Annotated in this window: 21 protein-coding genes; 12 read left to right on the forward strand and 9 right to left on the reverse strand. The window is 69.8% G+C overall.

What is annotated here, in order from left to right:
* Nucleotides 1-27: 27 nt before the first annotated feature.
* The 3 genes from L0H79_RS03280 to L0H79_RS03290 all read left to right on the forward strand — a co-directional run bounded on the left by L0H79_RS03280 (nucleotide 28) and on the right by L0H79_RS03290 (nucleotide 2,212).
* On the forward strand, nucleotides 28-474 hold the full coding sequence (locus L0H79_RS03280) for an Lrp/AsnC family transcriptional regulator (protein ID WP_301483117.1): 447 nt from the start codon (nucleotides 28-30) through the stop codon (nucleotides 472-474).
* Nucleotides 475-547: 73 nt separating this feature from the next.
* Nucleotides 548-844, forward strand: a complete 297-nt coding sequence (locus L0H79_RS03285) for a DUF2249 domain-containing protein (protein ID WP_301483118.1) — start codon at nucleotides 548-550, stop codon at nucleotides 842-844.
* 3 nt (nucleotides 845-847) lie between these two features.
* The gene (locus tag L0H79_RS03290) at nucleotides 848-2,212 is read left to right on the forward strand and encodes an NAD-dependent succinate-semialdehyde dehydrogenase (protein WP_301483119.1); all 1,365 of its coding nucleotides are present in this window, start codon (nucleotides 848-850) and stop codon (nucleotides 2,210-2,212) included.
* Between the two features lie 122 nt (nucleotides 2,213-2,334).
* On the opposite strand, the gene L0H79_RS03295 is transcribed toward L0H79_RS03290, so the two are convergent.
* The 3 genes from L0H79_RS03295 to L0H79_RS03305 all read right to left on the reverse strand — a co-directional run bounded on the left by L0H79_RS03295 (nucleotide 2,335) and on the right by L0H79_RS03305 (nucleotide 6,057).
* Nucleotides 2,335-3,948 (reverse strand): class I adenylate-forming enzyme family protein, encoded by a 1,614-nt coding sequence (locus L0H79_RS03295; RefSeq protein WP_301483120.1) that lies wholly within the window; start codon nucleotides 3,946-3,948, stop codon nucleotides 2,335-2,337.
* An 88-nt stretch (nucleotides 3,949-4,036) separates the two neighbouring features.
* Complete coding sequence (locus L0H79_RS03300; RefSeq protein ID WP_301483121.1) at nucleotides 4,037-4,879, reverse strand: NAD(P)-dependent oxidoreductase; 843 nt, start codon at nucleotides 4,877-4,879, stop codon at nucleotides 4,037-4,039.
* A 32-nt stretch (nucleotides 4,880-4,911) separates the two neighbouring features.
* A complete protein-coding gene (locus L0H79_RS03305; protein ID WP_301483122.1) occupies nucleotides 4,912-6,057 on the reverse strand; it encodes an acyl-CoA dehydrogenase family protein in 1,146 nt (381 codons plus the stop codon).
* A 79-nt stretch (nucleotides 6,058-6,136) separates the two neighbouring features.
* On the opposite strand from L0H79_RS03305, the gene L0H79_RS03310 reads away from it, so the two are divergent.
* The 7 genes from L0H79_RS03310 (at nucleotide 6,137) to L0H79_RS03340 (ending at nucleotide 13,815) form a co-directional block, all read left to right on the forward strand.
* Complete coding sequence (locus L0H79_RS03310) at nucleotides 6,137-7,912, forward strand: acyclic terpene utilization AtuA family protein (RefSeq protein ID WP_301483123.1); 1,776 nt, start codon at nucleotides 6,137-6,139, stop codon at nucleotides 7,910-7,912.
* Nucleotides 7,909-9,507 (forward strand): acyl-CoA carboxylase subunit beta, encoded by a 1,599-nt coding sequence (locus L0H79_RS03315; RefSeq protein ID WP_301483124.1) that lies wholly within the window; start codon nucleotides 7,909-7,911, stop codon nucleotides 9,505-9,507. The genes L0H79_RS03310 and L0H79_RS03315 overlap by 4 nt, the downstream gene beginning before the upstream one ends.
* Before the next feature lie 7 nt (nucleotides 9,508-9,514).
* Nucleotides 9,515-11,590 carry a biotin carboxylase N-terminal domain-containing protein gene (locus L0H79_RS03320; protein WP_301483125.1) on the forward strand — a complete coding sequence of 692 codons (2,076 nt, stop codon included), beginning with the start codon at nucleotides 9,515-9,517 and terminating at the stop codon, nucleotides 11,588-11,590.
* A complete protein-coding gene (locus L0H79_RS03325; protein WP_301483126.1) occupies nucleotides 11,587-12,378 on the forward strand; it encodes an enoyl-CoA hydratase family protein in 792 nt (263 codons plus the stop codon). Before L0H79_RS03320 ends, L0H79_RS03325 begins: the two co-directional genes overlap by 4 nt.
* A gap of 37 nt (nucleotides 12,379-12,415) precedes the next feature.
* A complete protein-coding gene (locus L0H79_RS03330) occupies nucleotides 12,416-13,021 on the forward strand; it encodes a TetR/AcrR family transcriptional regulator (RefSeq protein ID WP_301483127.1) in 606 nt (201 codons plus the stop codon).
* Between the two features lie 234 nt (nucleotides 13,022-13,255).
* A complete protein-coding gene (locus L0H79_RS03335) occupies nucleotides 13,256-13,480 on the forward strand; it encodes a DUF433 domain-containing protein (protein ID WP_301483128.1) in 225 nt (74 codons plus the stop codon).
* Nucleotides 13,481-13,485: 5 nt separating this feature from the next.
* On the forward strand, nucleotides 13,486-13,815 hold the full coding sequence (locus L0H79_RS03340; protein WP_301483129.1) for a DUF5615 family PIN-like protein: 330 nt from the start codon (nucleotides 13,486-13,488) through the stop codon (nucleotides 13,813-13,815).
* Nucleotides 13,816-14,014: 199 nt separating this feature from the next.
* Here L0H79_RS03340 and L0H79_RS22140 read toward each other — a convergent pair whose 3' ends face one another.
* From L0H79_RS22140 to L0H79_RS03360, 5 genes are all read right to left on the reverse strand, one after another.
* A complete protein-coding gene (locus L0H79_RS22140) occupies nucleotides 14,015-14,461 on the reverse strand; it encodes a DUF86 domain-containing protein (protein WP_367652426.1) in 447 nt (148 codons plus the stop codon).
* Nucleotides 14,458-14,751: a nucleotidyltransferase family protein gene (locus tag L0H79_RS03345; protein WP_301483130.1), complete on the reverse strand. Its 294-nt coding sequence runs from the start codon at nucleotides 14,749-14,751 to the stop codon at nucleotides 14,458-14,460. The genes L0H79_RS22140 and L0H79_RS03345 overlap by 4 nt, the downstream gene beginning before the upstream one ends.
* Nucleotides 14,752-14,845: 94 nt before the next feature.
* Complete coding sequence (locus tag L0H79_RS03350) at nucleotides 14,846-16,225, reverse strand: RNA polymerase sigma factor (protein ID WP_301483131.1); 1,380 nt, start codon at nucleotides 16,223-16,225, stop codon at nucleotides 14,846-14,848.
* Nucleotides 16,222-16,548 carry a YciI family protein gene (locus L0H79_RS03355; RefSeq protein WP_301483136.1) on the reverse strand — a complete coding sequence of 109 codons (327 nt, stop codon included), beginning with the start codon at nucleotides 16,546-16,548 and terminating at the stop codon, nucleotides 16,222-16,224. Before L0H79_RS03355 ends, L0H79_RS03350 begins: the two co-directional genes overlap by 4 nt.
* 125 nt (nucleotides 16,549-16,673) lie before the next feature.
* Nucleotides 16,674-18,233: a long-chain fatty acid--CoA ligase gene (locus tag L0H79_RS03360; protein ID WP_301483132.1), complete on the reverse strand. Its 1,560-nt coding sequence runs from the start codon at nucleotides 18,231-18,233 to the stop codon at nucleotides 16,674-16,676.
* Nucleotides 18,234-18,370: 137 nt separating this feature from the next.
* Between L0H79_RS03360 and L0H79_RS03365 the strand changes: the two genes are divergently transcribed.
* Together L0H79_RS03365 and L0H79_RS03370 are read left to right on the forward strand one after the other, a co-directional pair.
* Complete coding sequence (locus tag L0H79_RS03365; RefSeq protein WP_301483133.1) at nucleotides 18,371-19,162, forward strand: TIGR03084 family metal-binding protein; 792 nt, start codon at nucleotides 18,371-18,373, stop codon at nucleotides 19,160-19,162.
* A 61-nt stretch (nucleotides 19,163-19,223) separates the two neighbouring features.
* Complete coding sequence (locus L0H79_RS03370) at nucleotides 19,224-20,393, forward strand: acyl-CoA dehydrogenase family protein (RefSeq protein WP_301483134.1); 1,170 nt, start codon at nucleotides 19,224-19,226, stop codon at nucleotides 20,391-20,393.
* A gap of 62 nt (nucleotides 20,394-20,455) precedes the next feature.
* On the opposite strand, the gene L0H79_RS03375 is transcribed toward L0H79_RS03370, so the two are convergent.
* A partial coding sequence (locus L0H79_RS03375; protein ID WP_301483135.1) for a Glu/Leu/Phe/Val dehydrogenase dimerization domain-containing protein occupies nucleotides 20,456-21,621 on the reverse strand: 1,166 nt, incomplete at its 5' end.

Below are 21,621 nucleotides of genomic sequence, written 5' to 3' on the forward strand. Positions count from 1 at the left end.
GACCTTGGGGCCGAAAGGTGGGAAGTCGTGGACCGAGTTGACTGGCGCATCCTTACCGAGCTGCAGGCCGACGGGCGCCTCTCCTTCAACGAGCTGTCGAGGCGAGTACGCCTGTCTGCGCCGGCCGTCGCGGATCGGGTGCGCCGGCTCGAGGATGCCGGGGTCATCACCGGTTACCACGCACACGTCGACCTCGAGCGGACCGGCCGACCGGTACGTGCCGTCGTCGTCATGGACTGCTACGGGCCGACCTGTCTGCTGCGCGACCCGGACGTGGCGACGTGGCCGGAGGTGCGTGAGCTCTATCGCGTGACGGGACAGGGCTGCTCGGTGCTCGTCGTCGCGGCTGCCTCGATGGACGCATTCCAGGAGCTCATCGACCGGCTCGCCCGATACGGGCGGCCGAGCAGCAGCATGGTCCTGGCCGACCTGCTGCCGTGGAGCCCGGTGACGCAACCGACGGTCGAGCCGTGACGGCGGACAGAAGGGTAGGCTCTTTTTAACACGGAGGCTTCCGTGTTTATTGATGACCCACTCTGGAGGAAGCATGAGCACGCCAGTCGTCGACACGAGAGAGGGTGGCCGCGCCAGCTGCGCCGACCTGACGAACGCGGCCTTCGACGGACTGACCGAGGGCAGCCAGTTCATCCTCGTCGCCGACCACGACCCGACGCCGCTGAAGTACATGCTCAACGCCGAGCGGCCGGGCCAGGTCAGCTGGGCCCCGATCGAGCAGGGCCCGGAGCTGTGGCGGGTCGAAGTCGGCCGGACCCAGTCCCCCACGGCCAGGATTGCGCTCCCGGATGGGATCGGCAAGACTGCGGCCACGTCGAATGGAGGCTGAAAAGTGACCGACTACGTTGTCGTCAACCCCGCTACTGGCGAGACCCTGGCCAGTTACCCAACGAACACGGACGCCGAGGTGCAGGACGCCGTCGCTGCGGCGGATTCCGCCTATCGGACCTGGCGCGAGGTGCCGGTCGCCGAACGAGCCGCGGTCGTCCGTCGGATCGCCCAGCTGCACCGTGAGCGACGGGACGAGCTCGCCGCGATCATCGTGCGGGAGATGGGCAAACCGCTGTCCGCGGCGGAAGGCGAGGTCGACTTCGCGGCGGACATCACCGAGTACTACGCAGACCATGCCGAGAAGATCACCGGCGACCAGCCGGTCGACATCCTCGGTGAGGGCACCGCGGTCATCCGCCGCTCACCGTTGGGCGTGCTGTTGGGCATCATGCCGTGGAACTACCCGTACTACCAGGTGGCCCGCTTCGCCGCACCGAACCTCGTCATCGGCAACACCATCCTGCTCAAGCACGCACCGCAGTGCCCCGAGTCGGCCGCGGCCATCGAGCAGATCTACCGGGATGCCGGGCTCCCCGACGGCGCGTATGTCGGGTTGCGCCTGACGAACGAGCAGGCAGCGACGGTCGTGGCCGACCCCCGCATCCAGGGTGTGTCGGTCACCGGCTCGGAGCGTGCCGGTGCCGCCGTCGCCGAGATCGCCGGACGCAACCTCAAGAAGGTGGCGCTCGAGCTCGGGGGGTCCGACCCGTTCATCCTGCTGTCCACGAACGACCTCGACGGCGCTGTCGAAGCCGCCGTGAACGCACGCCTGGACAACACCGGTCAGGCCTGCAACGCTGCCAAGCGCTTCATCGTGACCGAGGACCTGTACGACGGGTTCCTGGAGAAGTTCACTGCGGCCATGACCGCGGCGCGCACCGGGGACCCGATGGCCCAGGACACCGTGCTCGGACCGCTGTCGTCACTGGCTGCGGCCGAGCGGCTGGACGACCAGGTGCAGCGGGCAGTCACCCAGGGCGCCACGATGGTCGCCGGCGGCAAGCGTGACGGCGCCTTCTTCGAGAGCACCGTCCTGACCGGTGTCACCAAGGACATGGATGCCTACCGCGAGGAGTTCTTCGGCCCGGTCGGCGTCGTCTACAAGGTGTCCGGCGAGGACGAGGCCGTCGCGCTCGCGAACGACACACCGTTCGGGCTCGGCTCGTACGTCTACACCACCGACGCGGACCAGGCCGCTCGCATCGCCGACAAGATCGATGCCGGGATGGTGTACGTCAACATCGTGCAGGCCGACGAGCCCGGGCTCCCCTTCGGCGGCGTCAAGCGCAGCGGCACCTCGCGCGAGATGGGGCTGCTGGCCGCCGACGAGTTCGTCAACAAGAAGCTCATCCGGGTCGGGCCGTAGTTCCGACCCCCGTTCCGGCCGATGGAGGAGCGGGACTCGCGACGGGCGGACACATCGCCCGCCCGTCGCGATCGAAGGCCGACCCAAAGGACTGTCACGTCCCAGCCCGACACCCAAATCGGTCAGCGGTCACGGGCCTGAGCCCGGACCTCGAACTTCTGGATCTTGCCGGTCGCGGTCTTGGGCAGCGCGTCGACGAGCCGGACGACCTCGGGCACCTGGAAGCCGCCGAGGCGCGACCTCGCGTACTCGATGACACGGTCGGGCAGCTCGCCGACCGGGACCGTGCCGTCCGGCACGACGACGGCGCACACTGCCTCTCCCCAGCGTTCGTCCGGCACTCCGACGACGCTGCACTCAGCGACGCCCGGCGCGGCCAGCACCGTCGCCTCGACGGCCACCGAGGAGACGTTCTCGCCGCCGGACTTGATGATGTCCTTGAGCCGGTCGGTGAACCAGACGACGCCCTCGCTGTCCACGTGCCCGATGTCGCCGGAGTGGAACCAGCCGTTCGCGAAGGCTTCCTGGTTCGCCGCCGCGTTGTTCCAGTAGCCGAGGCAGACGTTCGGAGCCCGGTAGACGATCTCGCCGGTCTCCCCCTGGCCGAGCAGGTCGCCGTCGGGCCGGCTCATCGTCCGGGTCAGCACGCTGGGCACCTGCGGACCCCAAGAGGCCGCAGCCGTGTGCCGGTGCTCTGGCCACTGCATCACGGTCGCCGGGACCACCTCGGTCTGCCCGGAGCCGAGGATGACGGCCGCGTTGGGGTACATCTCGTCGACCTTGGCCAGCAGGTTCTCCGGCATCGGCGCCATCGCATAGATGGCGCACTCGACCGAGGTGAGGTCTCGTGGGGTGCGAGCCTGCTCCGCGGCGCACGCCGCGTGCATCATCGGCAGCATCATGACGTGGGTCGCGTGGTGTGCGCTCAGCGCATCGAGCACGGCGGCCGGATCGAAGCCCGCGCCGGGTAGCACGACGGTGCCGCCCATCATGATGACCGGCATGGCGAGTGTGTTCAGGGCGGTCACGTGGAAGAGCGGCAGGACCACGAGCATGACCGGCGGCTCCGACCCCCACCGCTGCCGCGTCACGATCGCGTTGCTCAGCAGGCCGATGGTCACCGACACGTGGCTCGTCAGCACGCCCTTGGGCCGTGACGTCGTGCCGGACGTGTAGAGGCACTGGACCGCGCCGCGCTCGTCGACCATGGCGTCGAGCGGTCCCTCCATCCCTGTGGCGACGAGGCCGTCCCAGCCGATCGTGCGTCGGTCTGCGACCGGCGCCGGTTCGTCCTCGGCGACTACTACGGTGGCGATGGACGCCGCGCCGGTGACGATGCCCTCGGCCTTTTGGCGCAGTGCCGGGTCAACAACGAGGATCGGCGCCTCGGCGTCCCCGACGATCCACGTGAGGTCCTCTGCCGTGAGCATGACGTTGAGCGGCAGGCAGACGAGTCCCGCCCGGGCGCAGGCGTAGTACGTCGCGAGCATCCGCCACGAGTTGGTCATCAGGAGCGCGACCGGGGTGCCCGGCCCGAGCCCGAGCCCGAGCAGGGCATGCCCGAGGCGGTCTGCGGTCTGGGCAAGCTCACGGAAGGTCACCTCGCGTGTCCCGTCGATCACCGCCCTCCGCTCGGGGAAGAGGGCTGCGGTGCGGGTCAGGGTGTCCCCGACGTTCACGCGCGTGGCAAGGTGATGGTCGAGCGGGTCGACCAGGGAGAGGTCCGGCTGCATCATTGGTGGTCCTTCACGGTGTTCGATCGGTACCAGCGTGAGCTCGGGGGCCCCAGCCCGCCAGGGCCGTGAGGCCCCCGAGCTTCGGCTGTCAGTCGAGGAAGATGTCCTTCTGCAGCTGGTCGTCCGTGCCGCCGTAGACCGACAGGTCGGTCATGCCGGCCTCGCGCAGCACCTCGTCGTCGATGAAGAAGTTGCCGGTGCACTCGCGTGGGTCGCGGGTGAGGATGACGTATGCCGCGTCCGCCACGATCTCGGGGCTGCGGCTGGCCTGTATGGCCGTGTCGCCGCCAAGCAGGTTCTGGACCGCCGCGGTCGCGATGAGGGTGCGGGGCCAGAGGCTGTTGGCCGCGATCCCCGCCTCCCGCAGCTCTTCGGCGAGCCCGAGAGTGACCAGGCTCATGCCGTACTTCGCGATCGTGTAGCCGAGGTGCCCGCCGGCCCACTTCGGGTTGAGGTTGAGCGGCGGCGACATGGTGAGCACGTGGGCGGCGTCAGACTGCTCGAGATGCGGGAGTGCGGTCTTGGCCAGCAGGAACGACCCACGGCAGTTGATGTCCTGCATCAGGTCGTACTTCTTCATCGACAGGCTGGACGTGGGTGACAGGTCGATGGCGCTGGCGTTGTTGACGACGATGTCGATCCCGCCGAACCTCTCGACGGTCCGGGCCATGGCGTCGGCCACGGAGGCGTCGTCGCGCACGTCTCCGACGATGGGAAGCGCGTGCCCACCTGCCTCTTCGATCTCTGCGGCTGCCGTGTGGATGGTGCCCTCGAGACGTGGGTCGGGCTGGTCGGTCTTGGCGAGCAGGGCGACGTTGGCGCCATCCCGGGCGGCGCGCAGTGCGATGGCCAGCCCGATGCCGCGGCTGCCGCCGGACATGATGATGGTGCGGTTTGCGAGTGTGCGTTGGGCGCTCTGTTCTTCGGTCATGAGCTCATCCTTGCGTGTTGTCGTGCGACGCGTCACGCGGGCAGCCCGTCGAGCCGGGCGAGAACCTGGAGCATGACCTCGTCGGCTCCGCCGCCGATCGACGCGAGTCGTGCGTCCCGGTAGAACCGCGAGGTCCATGTCTCCTCGACGTAGCCCATACCGCCATGGAACTGCAGGCACGTGTCGGCGACCTCACGGACGAGGCGGCCGGCGGTGAGCTTGGCGACCGAAGCCATCCGGGTGATGTCCTCGCGGGCCATCCGGGCCTCGCACGTCTCGCGGTTGTGGCTGCGCAGCAGGTCGACCTTGGCCTGCAGCTCGGCGAGGCGGAAGGCGACATACTGCTTCGACGCGAGGGGGGTGCCGAAGACGCTCCGCTCCGCCACGAACCGTCGGGTCTGCTCGAGTGCCCGGTCGCACTGACCGACGGTGGTGTAGGCGGCCGACATCCGCTCGATGACGAACTGCTGCATCTGCTGCTGGAAGCCGCGACCGACCTCTCCGATCGTGTTCGCCACCGGGACCCGCACATCCTCGAGCACGATCTCGGCCGTGTCGGAGGCATGGTTGCCCAGCTTGTCGAGGGTCCGGCTGACCGTGAACCCCGGCGTCGTGGTCGGGACGACGATCTGCGAGATGCCGCGGTAGCCGCCCTCGTCGGAGGTCCGTGCGAGCAGACAGACCCAGTCGGCCTGGGCACCGTTGGTGATGAACATCTTGCGTCCGGAGACCACCCAGTCACCTCCGTCACGTCGAGCACGGGTACGCAGGCGCGCGACGTCCGAACCGGTGTCCGGCTCGGTCACCGCGATCGCCGCAACAGCCTCCCCGGCGATGGCCGGGGCGAGGAATGCGACCTTCTGCTCGTGCGTGCCGAGCTCGGCGAGCGATGGTGTCGCCATCATCGACTGCACCCCGATGGCCATGCTCACCCCGGCCGAGGCCATCCGGCCGAGCTCCTCACACGCGACCATCTGGTAGGAGTGGTCCGCCCCCAGCCCGCCGTAGGCGGGGTCGTACTCGATGCCGAGCAGCCCGACCTCGGCCGCCTTCGGGAAGACGTCGTGGGCGGGGAAGGCTCCGTCGCGCTCCCAGTCGTCGGCGCACGGGTTGACCACGGTGTCGACGAAGTGCCGGACACTCTTGCGGAAGTCGTCGTGGTCTTCGGTGAGGCGCATGGACAGACGGTAGACGGGAAGTCACCAAGAAACAAGCAGGCTTGCTTGTTTTGGGTTCGGTGTGCCACGCTGCGGTGTCATGAGCGACACGAGCGCATCGCCGGACTCGGCCGAGGTCCTGCGCATCGGAAACTGCTCGGGCTTCTACGGCGACCGGCTCTCGGCGATGCGCGAGATGCTCGAGGGCGGCCCGCTCGACGTCCTCACCGGCGACTACCTCGCCGAGCTGACCATGCTCATCCTCGGCCGCGACCGGGCCAGGGATCCCGGGCTCGGCTATGCCCGAACCTTCCTGCGCCAGCTCGAGGACTGCCTCGGGCTCGCCAAGGACAAGGGCGTGCGCATCGTCGTCAACGCCGGCGGCCTGGCCCCACACGGCTGCGCCGCCGCTGTCCATGACCTCGCCGCCCGTCTGGGGCTCGACGTCTCGGTCGCCGTCGTCGACGGTGACGACCTGACCGACCGGGCGGCCGAGCTCGGCCTGGGCACGCCTCTTGCCGCGAACGCCTATCTCGGCGGGTTCGGCATCGCCGCCGCCTGCCGGGCCGGTGCCGAGGTCGTCGTCACCGGACGGGTCACCGACGCGTCGGTGGTGGTCGGCCCGGCGATCGCCCACTTCGGCTGGGGCCGAACGGAGTTCGACGCCATAGCGGGGGCCATGGCGGCAGGTCACGTCATCGAGTGCGGCACCCAGGCGACCGGTGGCAACCTCGCCTTCTTCCGCGAGATCCCCGACCTGACCAGGCCCGGGTTCCCGGTCGCGGAGATCCACCGTGACGGCTCGTGCGTCGTCACGAAGCACCCCGGCACGGGTGGCGCGGTGACCCTCGACACGGTCCTGTCCCAGCTGCTCTACGAGGTGCAGGACGCCCGCTACGCGGGGCCCGACGCCGTGCTCCGACTCGACTCGATCACGCTCGCGCAGGAGGGCCCGGACCGCGTCCTCGTCACCGGCGTCCACGGCGAGGTACCGCCCCCGGACGTCAAGGTCTCGTGCACGAGCATCGGCGGCTACCGGAACGAGATGACGTTCGTGCTGACCGGGCTCGACATCGACGCCAAGGCCGACCTCGCCCGGCGACAGGTCGAGACGGCACTGCCGGTCCGCCCCACCGAGCTGACCTGGACCCTCGCCCGCACCGACCACGACGACCCCGACACCCAGGCTCGCGCCGCAGCGACGCTCACCGTCGTGGCTCGAGACCCGGACGAGCGCAACGTCGGGCGCGCCTTCTCAGGCGCTGCTGTCGAGATCGTCCTGGCGACCTACCCCGGGTGCTTCCTGACCAGCCCACCGGGTGGCGGCTCCGCATACGGCGTCTACCGGCCCGCCTACGTGCCTCAGGATGTGCCCGTGCACACCGTGACCCTGCCCAGCGGTGAGCGCCGAATCATCGAGCCGCCTTCGACGACAAGGCAGCTCGAGCCCCTCGCCGACGACCCAGCCGCGCCGGAAGCTCGCGCGCCGGGCGAAGCGGGCTCAGCGGCATACGAACCGGTTGTCACTGCCCCTCTCGGGACGATCGTCGGCGCCCGGTCCGGGGACAAGGGCGGCAACGCGAACGTCGGCGTGTGGGTGCGCTCGGACGACGAGTTCGCTTGGCTGGATGGCTTCCTCACGGTCGAGCGGCTCCACGCGCTCCTTCCGGAGACGCGCGACCTGACGGTCACGCGCACCCGGCTCCCGCGGCTTCGCGCGCTCAACTTCGTCATCGAAGGCCTGCTCGGCGAAGGGGTCGCGTATGCCGCTCGCTTCGACCCGCAGGCCAAGGCACTCGGCGAGTGGCTGAGGGCGCGCCACGTCGACCTGCCGACCCGACTGCTGCCCACGACCGAGGAGGTCGAGCACGCATGACGATCCTGCGCAGCACCATCGACCCGACGAGCGAGGACTCCCGAGCCAACGCCGAGGCGATGACGGCCCAGCTGGCCGAGATCGACGCGCAGCTCGCCCTGGCCATCGCCGGCGGCGGCGAACGAGCGGTCGCGCGACACCGCAGCCGCGGCAAGCTCACCGCCCGCGAACGGGTCGAGCTGCTCCTCGACCGGGACGCGCCGTTCCTCGAACTCGCGCCGTTCGCCGGGTACGGTAGTCGGTTCACGGTGGGTGGCAGCGTCGTCGCGGGGATCGGGGTGATCGAGGACGTCGAGTGCATGGTCATCGCGAACGACCCGACGGTCAAGGGCGGTGCGAGCAACCCGTCGTCGGTCAAGAAGACGCTGCGGATGCACGACATCGCCCGGCAGAACCGGCTGCCGGTCATCAGCCTCGTCGAGTCGGGCGGCGCCGACCTGCCCACGCAGAAGGAGATCTTCATCCCGGGCGGCGCGATCTTCCGCAACCTCACGCGGCTGTCCGCGGCCGGCATCCCGACGATCGCGCTCGTCTTCGGCAACTCGACCGCGGGCGGGGCCTACCTACCGGGGATGAGCGACCACGTCGTCATGATCGAGGAGCGCTCGAAGGTGTTCCTCGGTGGGCCCCCACTCGTCAAGGCGGCGACCGGCGAGGAGTCCGACGACGAGTCGCTCGGTGGGGCGGCGATGCACGCGCGGGTCTCGGGACTCGCCGACTACTACGCCCTCGACGAGCAGGACGCGATCCGGATCGGGCGGCGCGTCGTCGCTCGGCTGAACCGACGCAAGGCGCTCGATCCCGTGACGGCCGCCCCGAGGCCGCCGAGGTACGCCGTCGACGACCTGCTCGGCATCGTGCCCCCCGACCTGAAGAACCCGTTCGACCCGCGTGAGGTCATCGCCCGGATCGTCGACGACTCGGACTTCGACGAGTTCAAGCCGCTCTACGGCAGCTCGCTGGTCACCGGGTGGGCGCAGCTGCTCGGCTATCCGCTCGGCATCCTCGCCAACGCTCGCGGCGTCCTCTTCAGCGAGGAGGCCCAGAAGGCAGCGCAGTTCATCCAACTGGCCAACCAGAGCGACACACCGCTGCTGTTCCTGCACAACACGACCGGATACATGGTCGGCAAGGAGTACGAGCAGGGCGGCATCATCAAGCACGGCGCGATGATGATCAACGCCGTGTCCAACTCGACCGTCCCGCACATCTCGGTCCTGCTCGGCAACTCGTACGGCGCCGGGCACTACGGCATGTGCGGGCGTGCCTACGAGCCGAGGTTCGTCTTCACCTGGCCGAGCGCCCGCAGCTCGGTGATGGGAGCACAACAGCTCGCCGACGTCACCTTCAACGTCTCGCGCGTCTCGGCCCTCGCCCAAGGCAAGCCGTTCGACGAGGAAGGCGCGCTCGCCGTCCGGGCCGCCATCGAACAGCAGATCACCGCCGAGGCCCTGCCGCTCGTGCTGTCCGGTCTCGTCTACGACGACGGCATCATCGACCCACGCGACACGCGGTCCGTCCTCGGTATCGCCCTGTCTGCGATCCACAACGCGCCGATCGAGGGCACGACCTCGTTCGGCGTCTTCCGGATGTGAGGCACTGATGACGACCACGAACGCCACCACGAGCGCGGGCTCGGTCGCCGGCCGACCGATCACGAGTGTCCTGGTCGCCAACCGCGGCGAGATCGCTCGGCGCGTCTTCGCCACCTGCCGCCGCCGCGGGATCGCTACCGTCGCCGTCTACTCCGACGCCGACGCCGACAGCCCCCATGTCACCGAGGCCGATGCGAGCGTCCAGCTGCCAGGCACGGCTCCTGCCGAGACCTACCTGCGCGGCGACCTTGTCATCGCGGCCGCCTTGCGTGCCGGCGCCGATGCGATCCACCCGGGCTACGGCTTCCTCTCCGAGAACGCCGACTTCGCGGCTGCCGTGCAGGAGGCGGGGCTCACGTGGATCGGACCTGACCCCAAGGCGATCCGGCTCATGGGCTCGAAGGTCGAGTCGAAGCAGCTCATGGCCGATGCCGGCGTCCCGGTGCTCGACCGCCTCGATCCGGACGACATCACCGAGGCTGACCTGCCCGTCCTCGTCAAGGCATCGGCCGGCGGCGGTGGGCGCGGGATGCGCATCGTCCGGACGCCGGCCGAAGTGCTCGATGCGGTCGCGAGCGCCGCTCGTGAGGCGGCGAGCGCCTTCGGTGACCCGACGGTCTTCTGCGAGCGCTACCTCGAGTCGGGGCACCATGTCGAAGTACAGGTCATGGCCGACGCCCACGGCACCGTATGGGCCCTCGGCGAACGCGAGTGCTCGCTCCAGCGGCGTCACCAGAAGGTCATCGAGGAGGCGCCCTCACCGCTGGTCGAGCACGTCGGCGCAGACATGCGCGAGCGCCTCCTCGCCGCGGCACGCAATGCAGCGACGGCCGTCGACTACCGCAGCGCCGGCACGGTCGAGTTCCTCGCGGACGACACCGGCCGCTTCTGGTTCCTCGAGATGAACACGAGGCTGCAGGTCGAGCACCCCGTCACCGAGAGCGTCACCGGGCTCGACCTCGTCGGCCTCCAGCTCGACGTGGCCGCCGGGCTGGCCCTGCAGGGCGACGAGCCGACGATGACCGGTCACTCGATCGAGGCGCGCCTCTACGCCGAGGACCCCGCCCGCGACTGGCAGCCCCAGAGCGGCACCGTGCACGTGCTCGATGTCCCCGGCGTCACGACGCAGTTCGCGATCCCCGAGCACCACGGCATCCGCCTGGACGCCGGCGTGCGCGAAGGCACCGTCGTCGGAGTCAGCTACGACCCCATGCTCGCCAAGGTCATCTCCCGGGCACCGACCCGCCACGAGGCGGCCCGTGAGCTCGCGTCCGCCCTGCGCCGAGCGCGCATCCACGGCCTGACCACCAACCGCGACCTGCTCGTCGCGAGCCTGCTGCACCCGGACTACCTGTCCGGCACGGCGGACACCCGGTTCTACACGCAGCACGACCCGGCAGAGCTGGCAAGCAGCATCGGACTCGACCCCGCCCTGGGTGCTCTCGTCGCGGCGCTTGCCGATGCTTCCGCCCAACGCGCGAACTCGCCCGTCCTGCAAGGGATCCCGAGCGGGTTCCGCAACGTGCCGGGAGGCTTCCAACGGCGCAGCTACACGATCCGGGCAGACGAGCTCCCCGTCGCCTACCGCATCATCCGCCGGGGGCTCGAGCTCGAGCGCCTGCCAGACGGGGTCGGCACCATCGGGCTCCTCGCGGCCGCGCCGGACCGGGTCGTCCTCGATCTCGACGGGGTGCGGCGACAGTACACAGTCGCTCGTTTCACCTCCGGCGACGTGACGTCCGTCGTGGTCGACGGCGCCGAGGGGAGCATCACCCTGCATGCCGTGCCCCGTTTCGTCGACCCGTCGACCCAGGTGCAGGCCGGCGCGCTGGTGGCCCCGATGCCGGGCACGATCGTGCGGGTAGCGGTGGTCCAGGGCAGCCACGTCGAGCCCGGCCAACCGCTGCTGTGGCTCGAGGCGATGAAGATGGAGCATGCCGTCACGGCGACGACCGCCGGTGTCGTGAACCACGTCCACGTCGTCCTCGGCCAGCAGGTGGACCAGGCCACTACCCTCGCGGTGGTCGATGACGCACCGACCGAGACCGACCAGGACGAGACGATGGAGGACACCACACCATGAGCGACAAGCCCACCGGCCCGCGCGTCGCAGTCGAGACCTCAGGGGGTGTCGCCCGGATCGCCCTCGACTCGCCGCACAACCGAAACGCCCTGTCGGACCAGCTCGTCCGAGACCTGCGCGACGCGCTCACGGCGGCCGAGTCCGACGGCTCCGTGCGCACCGTCATCCTCACCCACACGGGAGGCACCTTCTGCGCCGGGGCCGACCTCACCGAGGCGTCGAGCGGACCGGCCGGCGACCCGGCTCGAGCCCGCGCCGACCAGCTCATCGACCTGCTCCAGGCGATCGTCGCCCTGGGCAAGCCGGTCATCGGACGCATCGACGGGCATGTCCGCGCCGGCGGCATGGGACTCGTGTCGGCCTGCGACGTCGTCGTCGCCGGCCCCAGGTCGACGTTCGCCCTGACCGAGTCCCGGCTCGGGCTGGCCCCCTCGGTCATCTCCCTGACGGTGGTACCCCGCTTGACGAGCCGGGCTGCCGCGGAGTTCTTCCTGACCGGCGACAAGTTCGACGCAGCCCGCGCGGCTCAGATCGGGCTCGTCTCTCGGGCCGTCGACAGCTCGGACGAGGTCGAGGCCTCCGTCGTCGGGTTCGTCGCGTCCTTCGCCGCCTGCTCCCCGCAGGGCCTGCGGGAGTCCAAGGCACTGCTCAACCACCACCTGCTCGAGGCGTTCGCGGCCGACCGCGACCGGCTCGCCGACCAGTCCTCAAGGCTCTTCGCGAGCGAAGAGGCCCGCGAGGGGATGGCGGCCTTCCTCGAACGGCGCCCGCCACGCTGGACGAGCTGAGTCCGCCTCCGGCCGCACCTACCCACGAACAGCGCTCATGAGCACCGTGACGGAGCCGAAACAGGACCGCAGCCGCCTCACTCGGCAACGGATCCTCGAAGCCACCGTGCAGTCGCTCGCCTCCCGCGGGTGGGAGGCCTCGTCGGTCGCGGTCATCGCCGCTGACGCGGGCACGAGCCGCGGCGCGCTGCAGCACCACTTCCCGACCCGCGAGGACCTCATCGTCGCGGCCCTGGACTTCATGTTCGAGAAGCGCTCAGAGCTCGTCAGGACGGTCACCGTTCCCGATCTCACCGGTACCGAGCGGGTCGCCCACGTGCTGCACACGATCATCGAGGTCTATGTCGGAACGCTGTTCGGGGCCGCCCTGCAGGTGTGGACGGCGGCAGCCGCCGACGAGGTGCTGCGCGACCGGATCGTCCCCCTGGAGCGCAAGTTCGGCAGCGGCGTCCACGCCATGACGATCAGGCTGCTCGGGGTGGACGACACCGATCCGCACGTCCGCACCCTGATCCAAGCGACGCTGGACATGATCCGCGGTCTCGCGCTGGCCGATCTCCTCACCGACGACTCACGGCGGCGCCGCCGCGTCGTCGGCGCCTGGGCACAGCAACTCTCGGAAGGTCTCGGCCTGACCGAATAGCAGCCCGTATGCCGCTCAACACCCCTCCACTCACAGGTGCACTCCCGCTGGAGCCCCCCGACCCCGGATGTGCCTGCCCGGCCACGTCGACGTGATCCGGCCGATTTGCGTGACAGGCCGCGCACGCCGTCTGCGAGAGCTTCTCTCCGCCCACTATGACGTAGGTCGAGAGCGGGGCCCTGAACACCGCCGCGTTCGAGGATGTGCATCCTGCGTCTTCGGTAATCTGAAGCCATGTCCTTGCTGGAGCGCATCACCATAGACCCGGAAGTGGTCCACGGCCGTCCTGCTGTCCGTGGCACTCGGATGCGTGTCGCCGATGTCCTCTCCCTGCTCGCTTCCGGCGCCAGTGAGGGGGAGATCCTGGAGGACTACCCCTACCTCTCTGCGGACGACATCAAGGCTTGTCTCGCATACGCGGCAGCCCAGGCCGACCACGCTGTCGTGATCGCTTCGTAGACGCGGTGCGCTTCCTGATCGACGCCCAACTGCCGCCAGCACTTGCGCGGCTACTGAACGACCGAGCCCACGTCGCCGAGCATGTCAATGCCATCGGATTGGGTGAGTCACCCGATCGGGACTTGTGGCGCTATGCCCTCGAACATGGAGCGGCCATCGTGACCAAGGACGAGGATTTCGGCAACATGGCAGCCCTCGGCGGTGACGCTCCCACGGTCGTGTGGGTGCGTGTCGGCAACACGCGACGCACCGCGCTGCTGGCTTGGTTCGAGCCGCTGATCGATGATGTCGTTTCGCTGATCGAGGCGGGCAATCGGCTCATCGAACTACGTTGAGCCAACCGAGCGCCCGCGAACAACCGCTTCGCCCCGCCGCCGCGCGTCCCGTGCCAGCGTCATACCGCCGCGTGAAGGTCCACCCCCAACGCCGCATGGCGGTGCGGATCGCGGAGATCGCGGAGAACCCGCAGCGGCTTCGACCACCACGGCGTCCACTTCTTGACCGTCTCGTCGCCGGCGTCTGGCCGACCATTCCTCAGCCCGTGCCCCGTGCCGATTCCTCCCAGTAGCGGCGACAAGTACGACCGGGGCTGTCCACGCCGATCGAGTTCTCAGCCTGGGGAGCCGGACTCGTCAGCCTCGTCGAATGCCTGGAGCGAGGCGATGACTCCCTCAAGCTGCGCGAACCTACGCGGTACATCGTCGGTCCCCGCGGTGACCAGCGTCTCGACATCATGTCCCAGTAGCCGTGGACGATTCGATTGCGCAGGCGCGCGGCCGCGCGCCAAGCAATCTCAGGATGGGACTCCTGCACCTGCGAGGGCACTTGGCTCGCGGCTTCACCGAGGACGTCGGTGAAGTGCCACAGGAGGGCCGGACGTCGGATGCCGTCGGCTTCAACCCGCTCGGCACTTCGACTGCCGACGAGATCACGGATCGGCGCGCCTGCGTCGACGCTTCTCACGCAGCAGGAGAAGCTCACGCCGCATAGAGAGTCTTGGCATCGGAGAGCACTCGCTCCCGGATGTACCTGTTGATCGAGTTGCGCGCGACCAGATCGACCGGGCGGCCGAAGAGGGCGGACAGCTCGTCTTCGAGGTCGAACAGCGTGAAGCCGAGGCGCACCCCCGGCCTCAGGACGTAGAGCAGGTCAAGGTCACTGTCGGGTCCATTCTCGCCACGCGCGACCGAGCCGAACACCTCCAAGGAGGCGACGCCATAGCGCTCGCACACCTCGCGCAAACGGGGCAGGTCAGCTTCCACGGCGACCACCGACCGATCGTATCGGAGGCGTGATGCGGCTGGATCGGATCGGGCCGAGCCCAGGACCCGGAATCGGGCCCGGCCCCCCGCACGTGCGCGAGCGTCATACCTGTGGTCTCGGCGCGCCGGACGCGGAGCTGGACGCAGTGCTGTTCGTCCCGGGCCTATGCTCGCTCTGGTCGCCGCGGCTATCACCTCTGCCGCGGTACTCGTGGTTGTCGGCCTCTGGGGTCTGCGGATCGAGAACCATCTGGTCGCGGCGACGGGTCAGGTAGGCCACCTCGGCGGTGTTGCCCGCCAGCTCGATCGCCCTGTCGTAGGCCCGGCGCGACTCCTGACTGCGGCCCACCCGGCGCAGCAGGTCCGCTCGGGCCGCGTGGAAAGCGTGATAGCCGGCCAGCTGGTCCTCGAGACCGTCCACCAGGGCCATTGCGACGTCCGGGCCGTCGAGCTCGGCCAGAGCGACGGCCCGGTTGAGGGCGACGACCGGCGACGGATCCAGGCGGACCAGCTGGTCGTAGAGGGCGACGACCTGCGACCAGTCGGTGTCGCCAGCATCGCGGGCGGAGGTGTGCACGGCGTTGATCGCGGCCAGGATCTGGTAGCGGCCCGGAGGTACTCCCGAGGACAGGCGCTGACGCACCAACCGATGACCCTCGCTGACCAGAGCCGGGTCCCAGGCCCCCCGGTCCTGCTCGCCGAGAGGGACCAGCTCGCCAGTCGCCGAGACCCGGGCGACACGGCGGGCCTCGGTGAGCAGCATCAGCGCAAGCAGTCCGGCCACCTCGCCGTCCTGCGGCAGGAGGGCACGGACCAGGCGAGTGAGCCGGATCGCCTCGCCGGTCAGGTCGGGACGGACGGGACCGGTGCCGAGGCCGGTGGCCAGGTAGCCCTCGTTGAAGACGAGGAAGAGGACGGCCAGCACGCCGGAGACACGGGTGGGCAGATCCTCGGCGGCCGGCACCCGATATGGGATGCGCGCCGCCTTGATCTTGGCCTTCGCGCGGGTGATCCGCTGCGCCATGGCGGTCTCCCGCACCAGGAACGCCCGAGCGATCTCGGGCACGGTCAGCCCGGCGACCATGCGCAGCGTGAGAGCCACCCGTGCCTCCGTCGCGAGCGCCGGGTGGGCGCAGGTGAAGACGAGCCGAAGCCGGTCGTCGTCGATGACGCCGAGGGGCTCCGGTGGGTTGTTGCCGGACAAGAGCTGGGCCTCCCGCTCCTTGTCGTCTCGTCTGTGCTCGCGCCGGATCCGGTCGATGGCCTTGCGGCCCGCGGTGGTCGTCAGCCAGGCACCGGGGTTGGGCGGTATGCCGTCCACCGGCCACCGCGCCGCCGCAGTCGCGAACGCCTCGGCCGCCGCTTCCTCGGCGACGTCGAGGTCACCGAACCGCTTGGCCAGGGCGGCGACCAGCCGCGCCCACTCCACCTGGTGGGCCTCGTTGATCGCCTCCCTGACGTCGAGGATGCTCTGCCTGCTCACAGGAACGGGCGCACCTCGACCTTGCGGTTGCACGCCCCCGACCCCTCGGCAGCGAGCCGCAGCGCCACGTCGAGGTCGGCCGCCTCGATGATCCAGAAGCCGGCAAGGTGCTCCTTCGACTCGACGAACGGCCCGTCGGTGAGCACCGCCTCACCATCACCGCGGTTGTCGATCACCGTGGCCGTGCTGGGCGACCCGAGGCCGCCCGCGAAGACCCAGTGACCCTCGGACTGCAGCCGCTCGTTGAACACGTCGATCGCCGCGGCCTCGTCCGATGTGGCGGAGCCGGCCGTGTCGTCGATCACGGAAACCAGGTACTGCATCTCGGTCATCTCCTCAGCTCAGGACACGCCCCTCGTGGGCGCCTCCTACCCCATCCACGAACGGTTCGGCCCCGATCCGACAACGCGCCGGGCACGATCCTCGGGACCGTGCACCGTGTTGTGGTTCAGCGCGTGACCTGGCTGGATGTCCCACTGAAGGTCTCGCGCAGCCGGCGCTTGAGGATCTTGCCGGTGGCGGTGCGCGGCAGCTCGTCGATGAAGTGGACCTCCCGAGGCGCCTTGAAATGAGCGACCCGCTCCCGGGTCCACTCCCGCAGCCCTTCGGGCGTCAACGTGGACTCGGACCTGACGACGACGACCGCGGTCACGTGCTCGCCCCACTGCTCGTCCGGGACGCCGATGACGGCGACCTCGGTGACGTCGGGGTGCTCGTAGAGGACCTTCTCCACCTCGATGGGATAGACGTTCTCGCCGCCGGTGATGACCATGTCCTTCTTGCGGTCGACGAGGGTGTAGAAGCCATCGTCGTCGACGCGGGCCATGTCGCCGGTGTGGAACCAGCCACCGCGCAGCGCCTGCGCGGTCTCGCCGGGGCGGTCCCAGTAGCCGACGAACACGTTCGGGCCCTGGATGCACAGCTCGCCGACCGCTCCGACCGGGACGTCGTGGTCCTCCTCGTCGAGGATCCGGAACTCGTTGTGGTTGACCGGGCGACCGATCGAGCCGGCATGCTCGAGCACGTCCTCCGGAGCGAGACACGCCGCGATCGGGGAGGTCTCCGTCAGACCGAAGCCTTCGGTGAACGCCATACCCTGGCCCTGCAGCGCCCGGATGACCGGGATCGGGCAGGGAGCACCACCGGCCACGGCGAAGGTGAGCGATGACAGGTCACGCCCGCTGCCGGGCAGTGCCTGCGCGATGGCCGCCCACATGGCCGGGACGTTGAACGCCTTGGTGATCCGGTACTTCTCGGCCGCCTCGAGCCAGCCGCCGGGGGTGAAGGTCTCGGTGATGACGGTGCACGCACCGATGTAGAGGAACGGCAGGGTGTGCACCCCGAGCGCACCGATGTGGAAGAGCGGCGCAGCCGAGACCGTGACGTCGTCGCGCCCGATCCCCGAGCCGAACCCGAAGCAGTTGATCGCGTTGTAGAAGAAGTTGCGGTGGGTCAGCATCGCGCCCTTGGGCAGGCCGGTCGTGCCCGAGGTGTACATGATCACGCAGACGTCCGTCTCGGCGACGTCGCGCACGACTCGCTCCGGGGAGCCGGTGGCAAGGAGGGCCTCGTAGTCGCCACCGTCGCCGGCGGCCCGCTCGGCCGCGGTCGGGATGGCGATGTGGTGGCGCACCGAGGGGCTCTCGGTCAGGGCTGCCTCGACCGTCGCGGCGAGGTTGCTCGACGAGAAGAGGACGATGGCACCGGAGTCACCGAGCACGTAGGCGACCTCGCGTGGCGAGAGCCGGAAGTTCACCGGCACCCCGATCGCTCCGAGCTTGGCAGCCGCGAGATAGATCTCCATCATCTGCGGGCTGTTCAGCGTCAGCATCGCGACCCGGTCACCGCGGCGGACCCCCTTGCGGCTCAGGGCATCCGCGAGCCGGTTGGTGCTGGCGTCGAGGTCCCGGTATGTCGTCACCGCCCCGCTCGTCGCGTCGATCAGGGCCGCCCGATCCCCGTTGCGGACGGATTGGACCGTCACCCAGTTGCCGTATCCGTGGTCCATGTCGTCTCCCAATGGTCGGTGGCCACGCCCTGAACCCCTTGGAAGGACGGTAACCCTTGGCAGGGCCGCAGACGCCAACCCATCAGAAAACAAGCAGACTTGCTTGTTTTGCTGCTTCTGTGCCACGCTGCCATGTCATGAGCGATGCTGTGGCTGCGACCGTGCAGTCGTTCCTCGACGAGTGCGCGGATCTTGATCGTCTCGTGGCCGGGCTCCCGGCCGAGGACTGGGGCCGTGACACACCCGCAGTGGGGTGGACGGTCGCGCACCAGGTCGCGCACCTGGCGTGGACGGACGAGGTGGCACTCCTCGCGCTGGTCGATACCGAGGCGTTCGCAGCCGCCGTCCAGGCAACCGCGGCAGACCCGATCGGCTACGTGGACCGGGGGGCGGCGGCCGGCGCCATACCCCCGTATGCCGCTGTGCTGGCTCGGTGGCGAGCCGGACGTGAGGCGCTGGCTTCGGCGCTCCGCGCGGCCGACCCGAGCACGCCGGTGCCGTGGTTCGGGCCTCCGATGAGCCCTCGCTCGATGGCGACGGCCCGGCTGATGGAGGCGTGGGCCCACGGCCAGGACGTCGCCGACGCCCTGGGAGTCCGTCGGGCTCCGACCGACCGGCTCCGCGACATCTGCCACCTCGGCGTGCGCACTCGCGACTTCGGGTACCGGATCAACGGCCTCGAGCCGCCCGCTGGGCCGTTCCGGGTCGAGCTCACCGGCCCAGGTGGTGAGGCGTGGACGTGGGGGCCGCAGGATGCTCCGGACCGGGTGCGCGGCAGCGCCGAGGAGTTCTGTCTGGTCGTCGCGCAGCGCCGCGAGGCCCCCGACACCGACCTGTTCACGCAGGGCGAGGCTACGCGCTGGCTCACGTTCGCACAGGTCTTCGCGGGGGAACCCAAGAAGGCTGTTCGGGCAAGGAACCGAGCGTGAGCATCGACAACATGCAAGGGGCCGGCGCGACCCGCCGCGACGGAAGGACGTGTGACGAGTCATGAGCCATCGGCACTGGGAGACAACGGAGCTGCAGGCGTTGCGCGCGACGACGACCCAGTTCGTCCGGCGCGAGGTACTCCCCAACCAGGACGACTGGGAACGCATCGGCGAACTGCCTCGCGACCTGTCCCGCAAGGCCGGCGCGCTGGGGCTGCTCGGCGTCGGCTTCCCGGAGCAGGCCGGGGGCGGTGGCGCCGGCCTGCGCGAGGTCGTGACGGTCATCGAGGCGTTTCATGAGACCGGCGGTGCGGCTGGTGTCAACGCCTCGCTCTTCACCTCCGGCATCGCCTGCCCCCACATCGTCGCAGCCGGTGACCGGGCCCAGATCGACCGATGGGTCCGCCCGGCATTGGCCGGCGAGGCCATCGGGTCGCTGGCGATCACCGAGCCGGGCGCCGGGTCCGACGTCGGTGGACTGCGCACGACGGCACGCCGCGATGGCGCTCACTACGTCGTCAACGGGGCCAAGACGTTCATCACCTCGGGGTGCCGCGCCGACTTCGTGACGACGGCAGCGCGCACCGGCGGCCCGGAGCTGCCCGGCGCGAGGGGGATCTCCCTCATCGTGATCGAGCGTGGGATGCCCGGCTTCGAGGTGTCGCGCAAGCTCGACAAGATGGGGTGGCGCTCGTCCGACACGGCAGAGCTGTCGTTCACCGACGTACGGGTCCCGGCGAGCCACCTCGTCGGTCCCGAGAACGCCGGCTTCGCCCTGATCGGCACGGCGTTCCTCTCCGAGCGGATCAGCCTTGCCGCCCAGGCATACTCACAGGCGCAGCGCTGCCTCGACCTCACCGCCCGGTGGTGCCGGCAGCGGGAGACCTTCGGGGAGCCGCTGATTGCCCGGCAGGGCGTACAGGGCACCCTGGCCCGGATGGCCGGACGGATCGACGTGGCCCGCACGTACACCCGGGCTGTCGTGGACCGCTTCGAGGACGGCGAACCGGTCGCCGCCCTCGTCCCACAGGTGTGCTTCGCGAAGAACACCGCAGCCGAGACCGGGCAGTGGGTGGCGCACGAGGCCGTCCAGCTCTTCGGGGGCATGGGCTACATGACCGAGAGCGAGGTCGAGCGGCAGTACCGCGACATGCGCATCATCGGCATCGGGGGCGGCACCATCGAGATCCTCTACCAGCTCGCCGGGCGGCGGCTCGGCCTCACGACCTGACCGTGCGGCAGCACCCAGGCACATGACCACCTGCCGCCGCGATGATCACCTCCGCACGGGGATCACGCTGTGACGCCAGCCCGCTCGGCAAGGACCTCCGAGTTGCGGTCGACGAGGTCGAGGGCCGCCTCGCGAAGGGTGCGACCGGACTGCTCGGCGTCGGCAGTGAGGGTGTCGACGAGCCGCTGCATGACGGTGCGGATCTTGGCGAAGGACGACTCGGCATTGGGCTCGATGTCCTGGAAGACGATCCACCACCACCAGGCGTTGGTCATGACATTGGCGAGGAAGTCCGGCACGACGGGGATCCCGCGCTGGGTGAGCGCAGCCTCGGCCGCAGGGAGGGTCGGCATGTTGGCGCCCTCGATGACGGCACCGGCGTTGATCCTGGGGACGTCGCCCTCCTCGATGACATAGGACATCGCCGCGGGCACGAGCAGGTCGCACGGCACGGTGAGCCACTCGTCGCGGTCGCCGACCGTGTCGGAGTCGCGCAGGGCAGCGCGGTCGATGACGCCGAGACCGTCCCGAGCGGCCAGCAGCGCCTCGATGTCGAGACCGGCGTCGTTGCGGATCAGGCCTTCCCGGTCCGCCACGGCCACGACCCGAACGCCCGCCTCGGCGAGGTAGCGAGCCGCCGCCCCGCCGATGGAGCCGAACCCCTGGACCACCGCCGTCGTCTCCCCGGGCGTCTTGCCGAGCCGTGCGGCCGCGGCAAGTCCTGCCTGTGCGACGCCATAGCCCCCGACGAGGTCGCCCAGGCTGATGCCACCGACCATCGTCCCGAAGGCCGCGGCGAGCGCCGCCCGGGACCCGGACGCGTCGGGGATCGTCGCGAAGACGGCCTCGACGGTCGAGGGCAGGCCGAGCTCGGCGGCGACCTGCTCGATCGTCTCCTGGCGCAGCCCGAAGTCCTCACCGGTGTTCCACTGGGCCCGCACCACGGGCAGCACTGCAGCGAGGAACCTCCGCAGCACGTTCGTGGCCTCCGGGTCGGCGGGGTCCACGTCGATCCCGCCCTTGCCGCCTCCGAGTGGGACGTACTTGTCGGCGGGGTCGTAGACGATGGACTCCTTGCGAGTCATCCCTCGGGCCAGCCCGCGCACCTCCTCGAGGGTGCAGCCCTCCCGCAGCCGCAGCCCTCCGCTGGCCAGGCCACGCACGAGGGTGTCGATCACGACAAAGCCCTTTCGTCCCGTGACCGGGTCGGTCCAGGTGATCTCGAGCA

This window comes from Intrasporangium sp., assembly GCF_030452765.1.
Taxonomy (GTDB): domain Bacteria; phylum Actinomycetota; class Actinomycetes; order Actinomycetales; family Dermatophilaceae; genus Intrasporangium_A.

Coding starts and splice junctions, on each gene's coding strand:
- L0H79_RS03305 (WP_301483122.1), bottom strand. CDS start 6,057: ATGCGCCTCACCGAAGACCACGACGACTTCCGCAAGAGTGTCCGGCAC.
- L0H79_RS03320 (WP_301483125.1), top strand. CDS start 9,515: ATGACGACCACGAACGCCACCACGAGCGCGGGCTCGGTCGCCGGCCGA.
- L0H79_RS03330 (WP_301483127.1), top strand. CDS start 12,416: ATGAGCACCGTGACGGAGCCGAAACAGGACCGCAGCCGCCTCACTCGG.
- L0H79_RS03295 (WP_301483120.1), bottom strand. CDS start 3,948: ATGATGCAGCCGGACCTCTCCCTGGTCGACCCGCTCGACCATCACCTT.
- L0H79_RS03310 (WP_301483123.1), top strand. CDS start 6,137: ATGAGCGACACGAGCGCATCGCCGGACTCGGCCGAGGTCCTGCGCATC.
- L0H79_RS03360 (WP_301483132.1), bottom strand. CDS start 18,233: ATGGACCACGGATACGGCAACTGGGTGACGGTCCAATCCGTCCGCAAC.
- L0H79_RS03325 (WP_301483126.1), top strand. CDS start 11,587: ATGAGCGACAAGCCCACCGGCCCGCGCGTCGCAGTCGAGACCTCAGGG.
- L0H79_RS03365 (WP_301483133.1), top strand. CDS start 18,371: ATGAGCGATGCTGTGGCTGCGACCGTGCAGTCGTTCCTCGACGAGTGC.
- L0H79_RS03335 (WP_301483128.1), top strand. CDS start 13,256: ATGTCCTTGCTGGAGCGCATCACCATAGACCCGGAAGTGGTCCACGGC.
- L0H79_RS03300 (WP_301483121.1), bottom strand. CDS start 4,879: ATGACCGAAGAACAGAGCGCCCAACGCACACTCGCAAACCGCACCATC.
- L0H79_RS03285 (WP_301483118.1), top strand. CDS start 548: ATGAGCACGCCAGTCGTCGACACGAGAGAGGGTGGCCGCGCCAGCTGC.
- L0H79_RS03355 (WP_301483136.1), bottom strand. CDS start 16,548: ATGCAGTACCTGGTTTCCGTGATCGACGACACGGCCGGCTCCGCCACA.
- L0H79_RS03370 (WP_301483134.1), top strand. CDS start 19,224: ATGAGCCATCGGCACTGGGAGACAACGGAGCTGCAGGCGTTGCGCGCG.
- L0H79_RS03315 (WP_301483124.1), top strand. CDS start 7,909: ATGACGATCCTGCGCAGCACCATCGACCCGACGAGCGAGGACTCCCGA.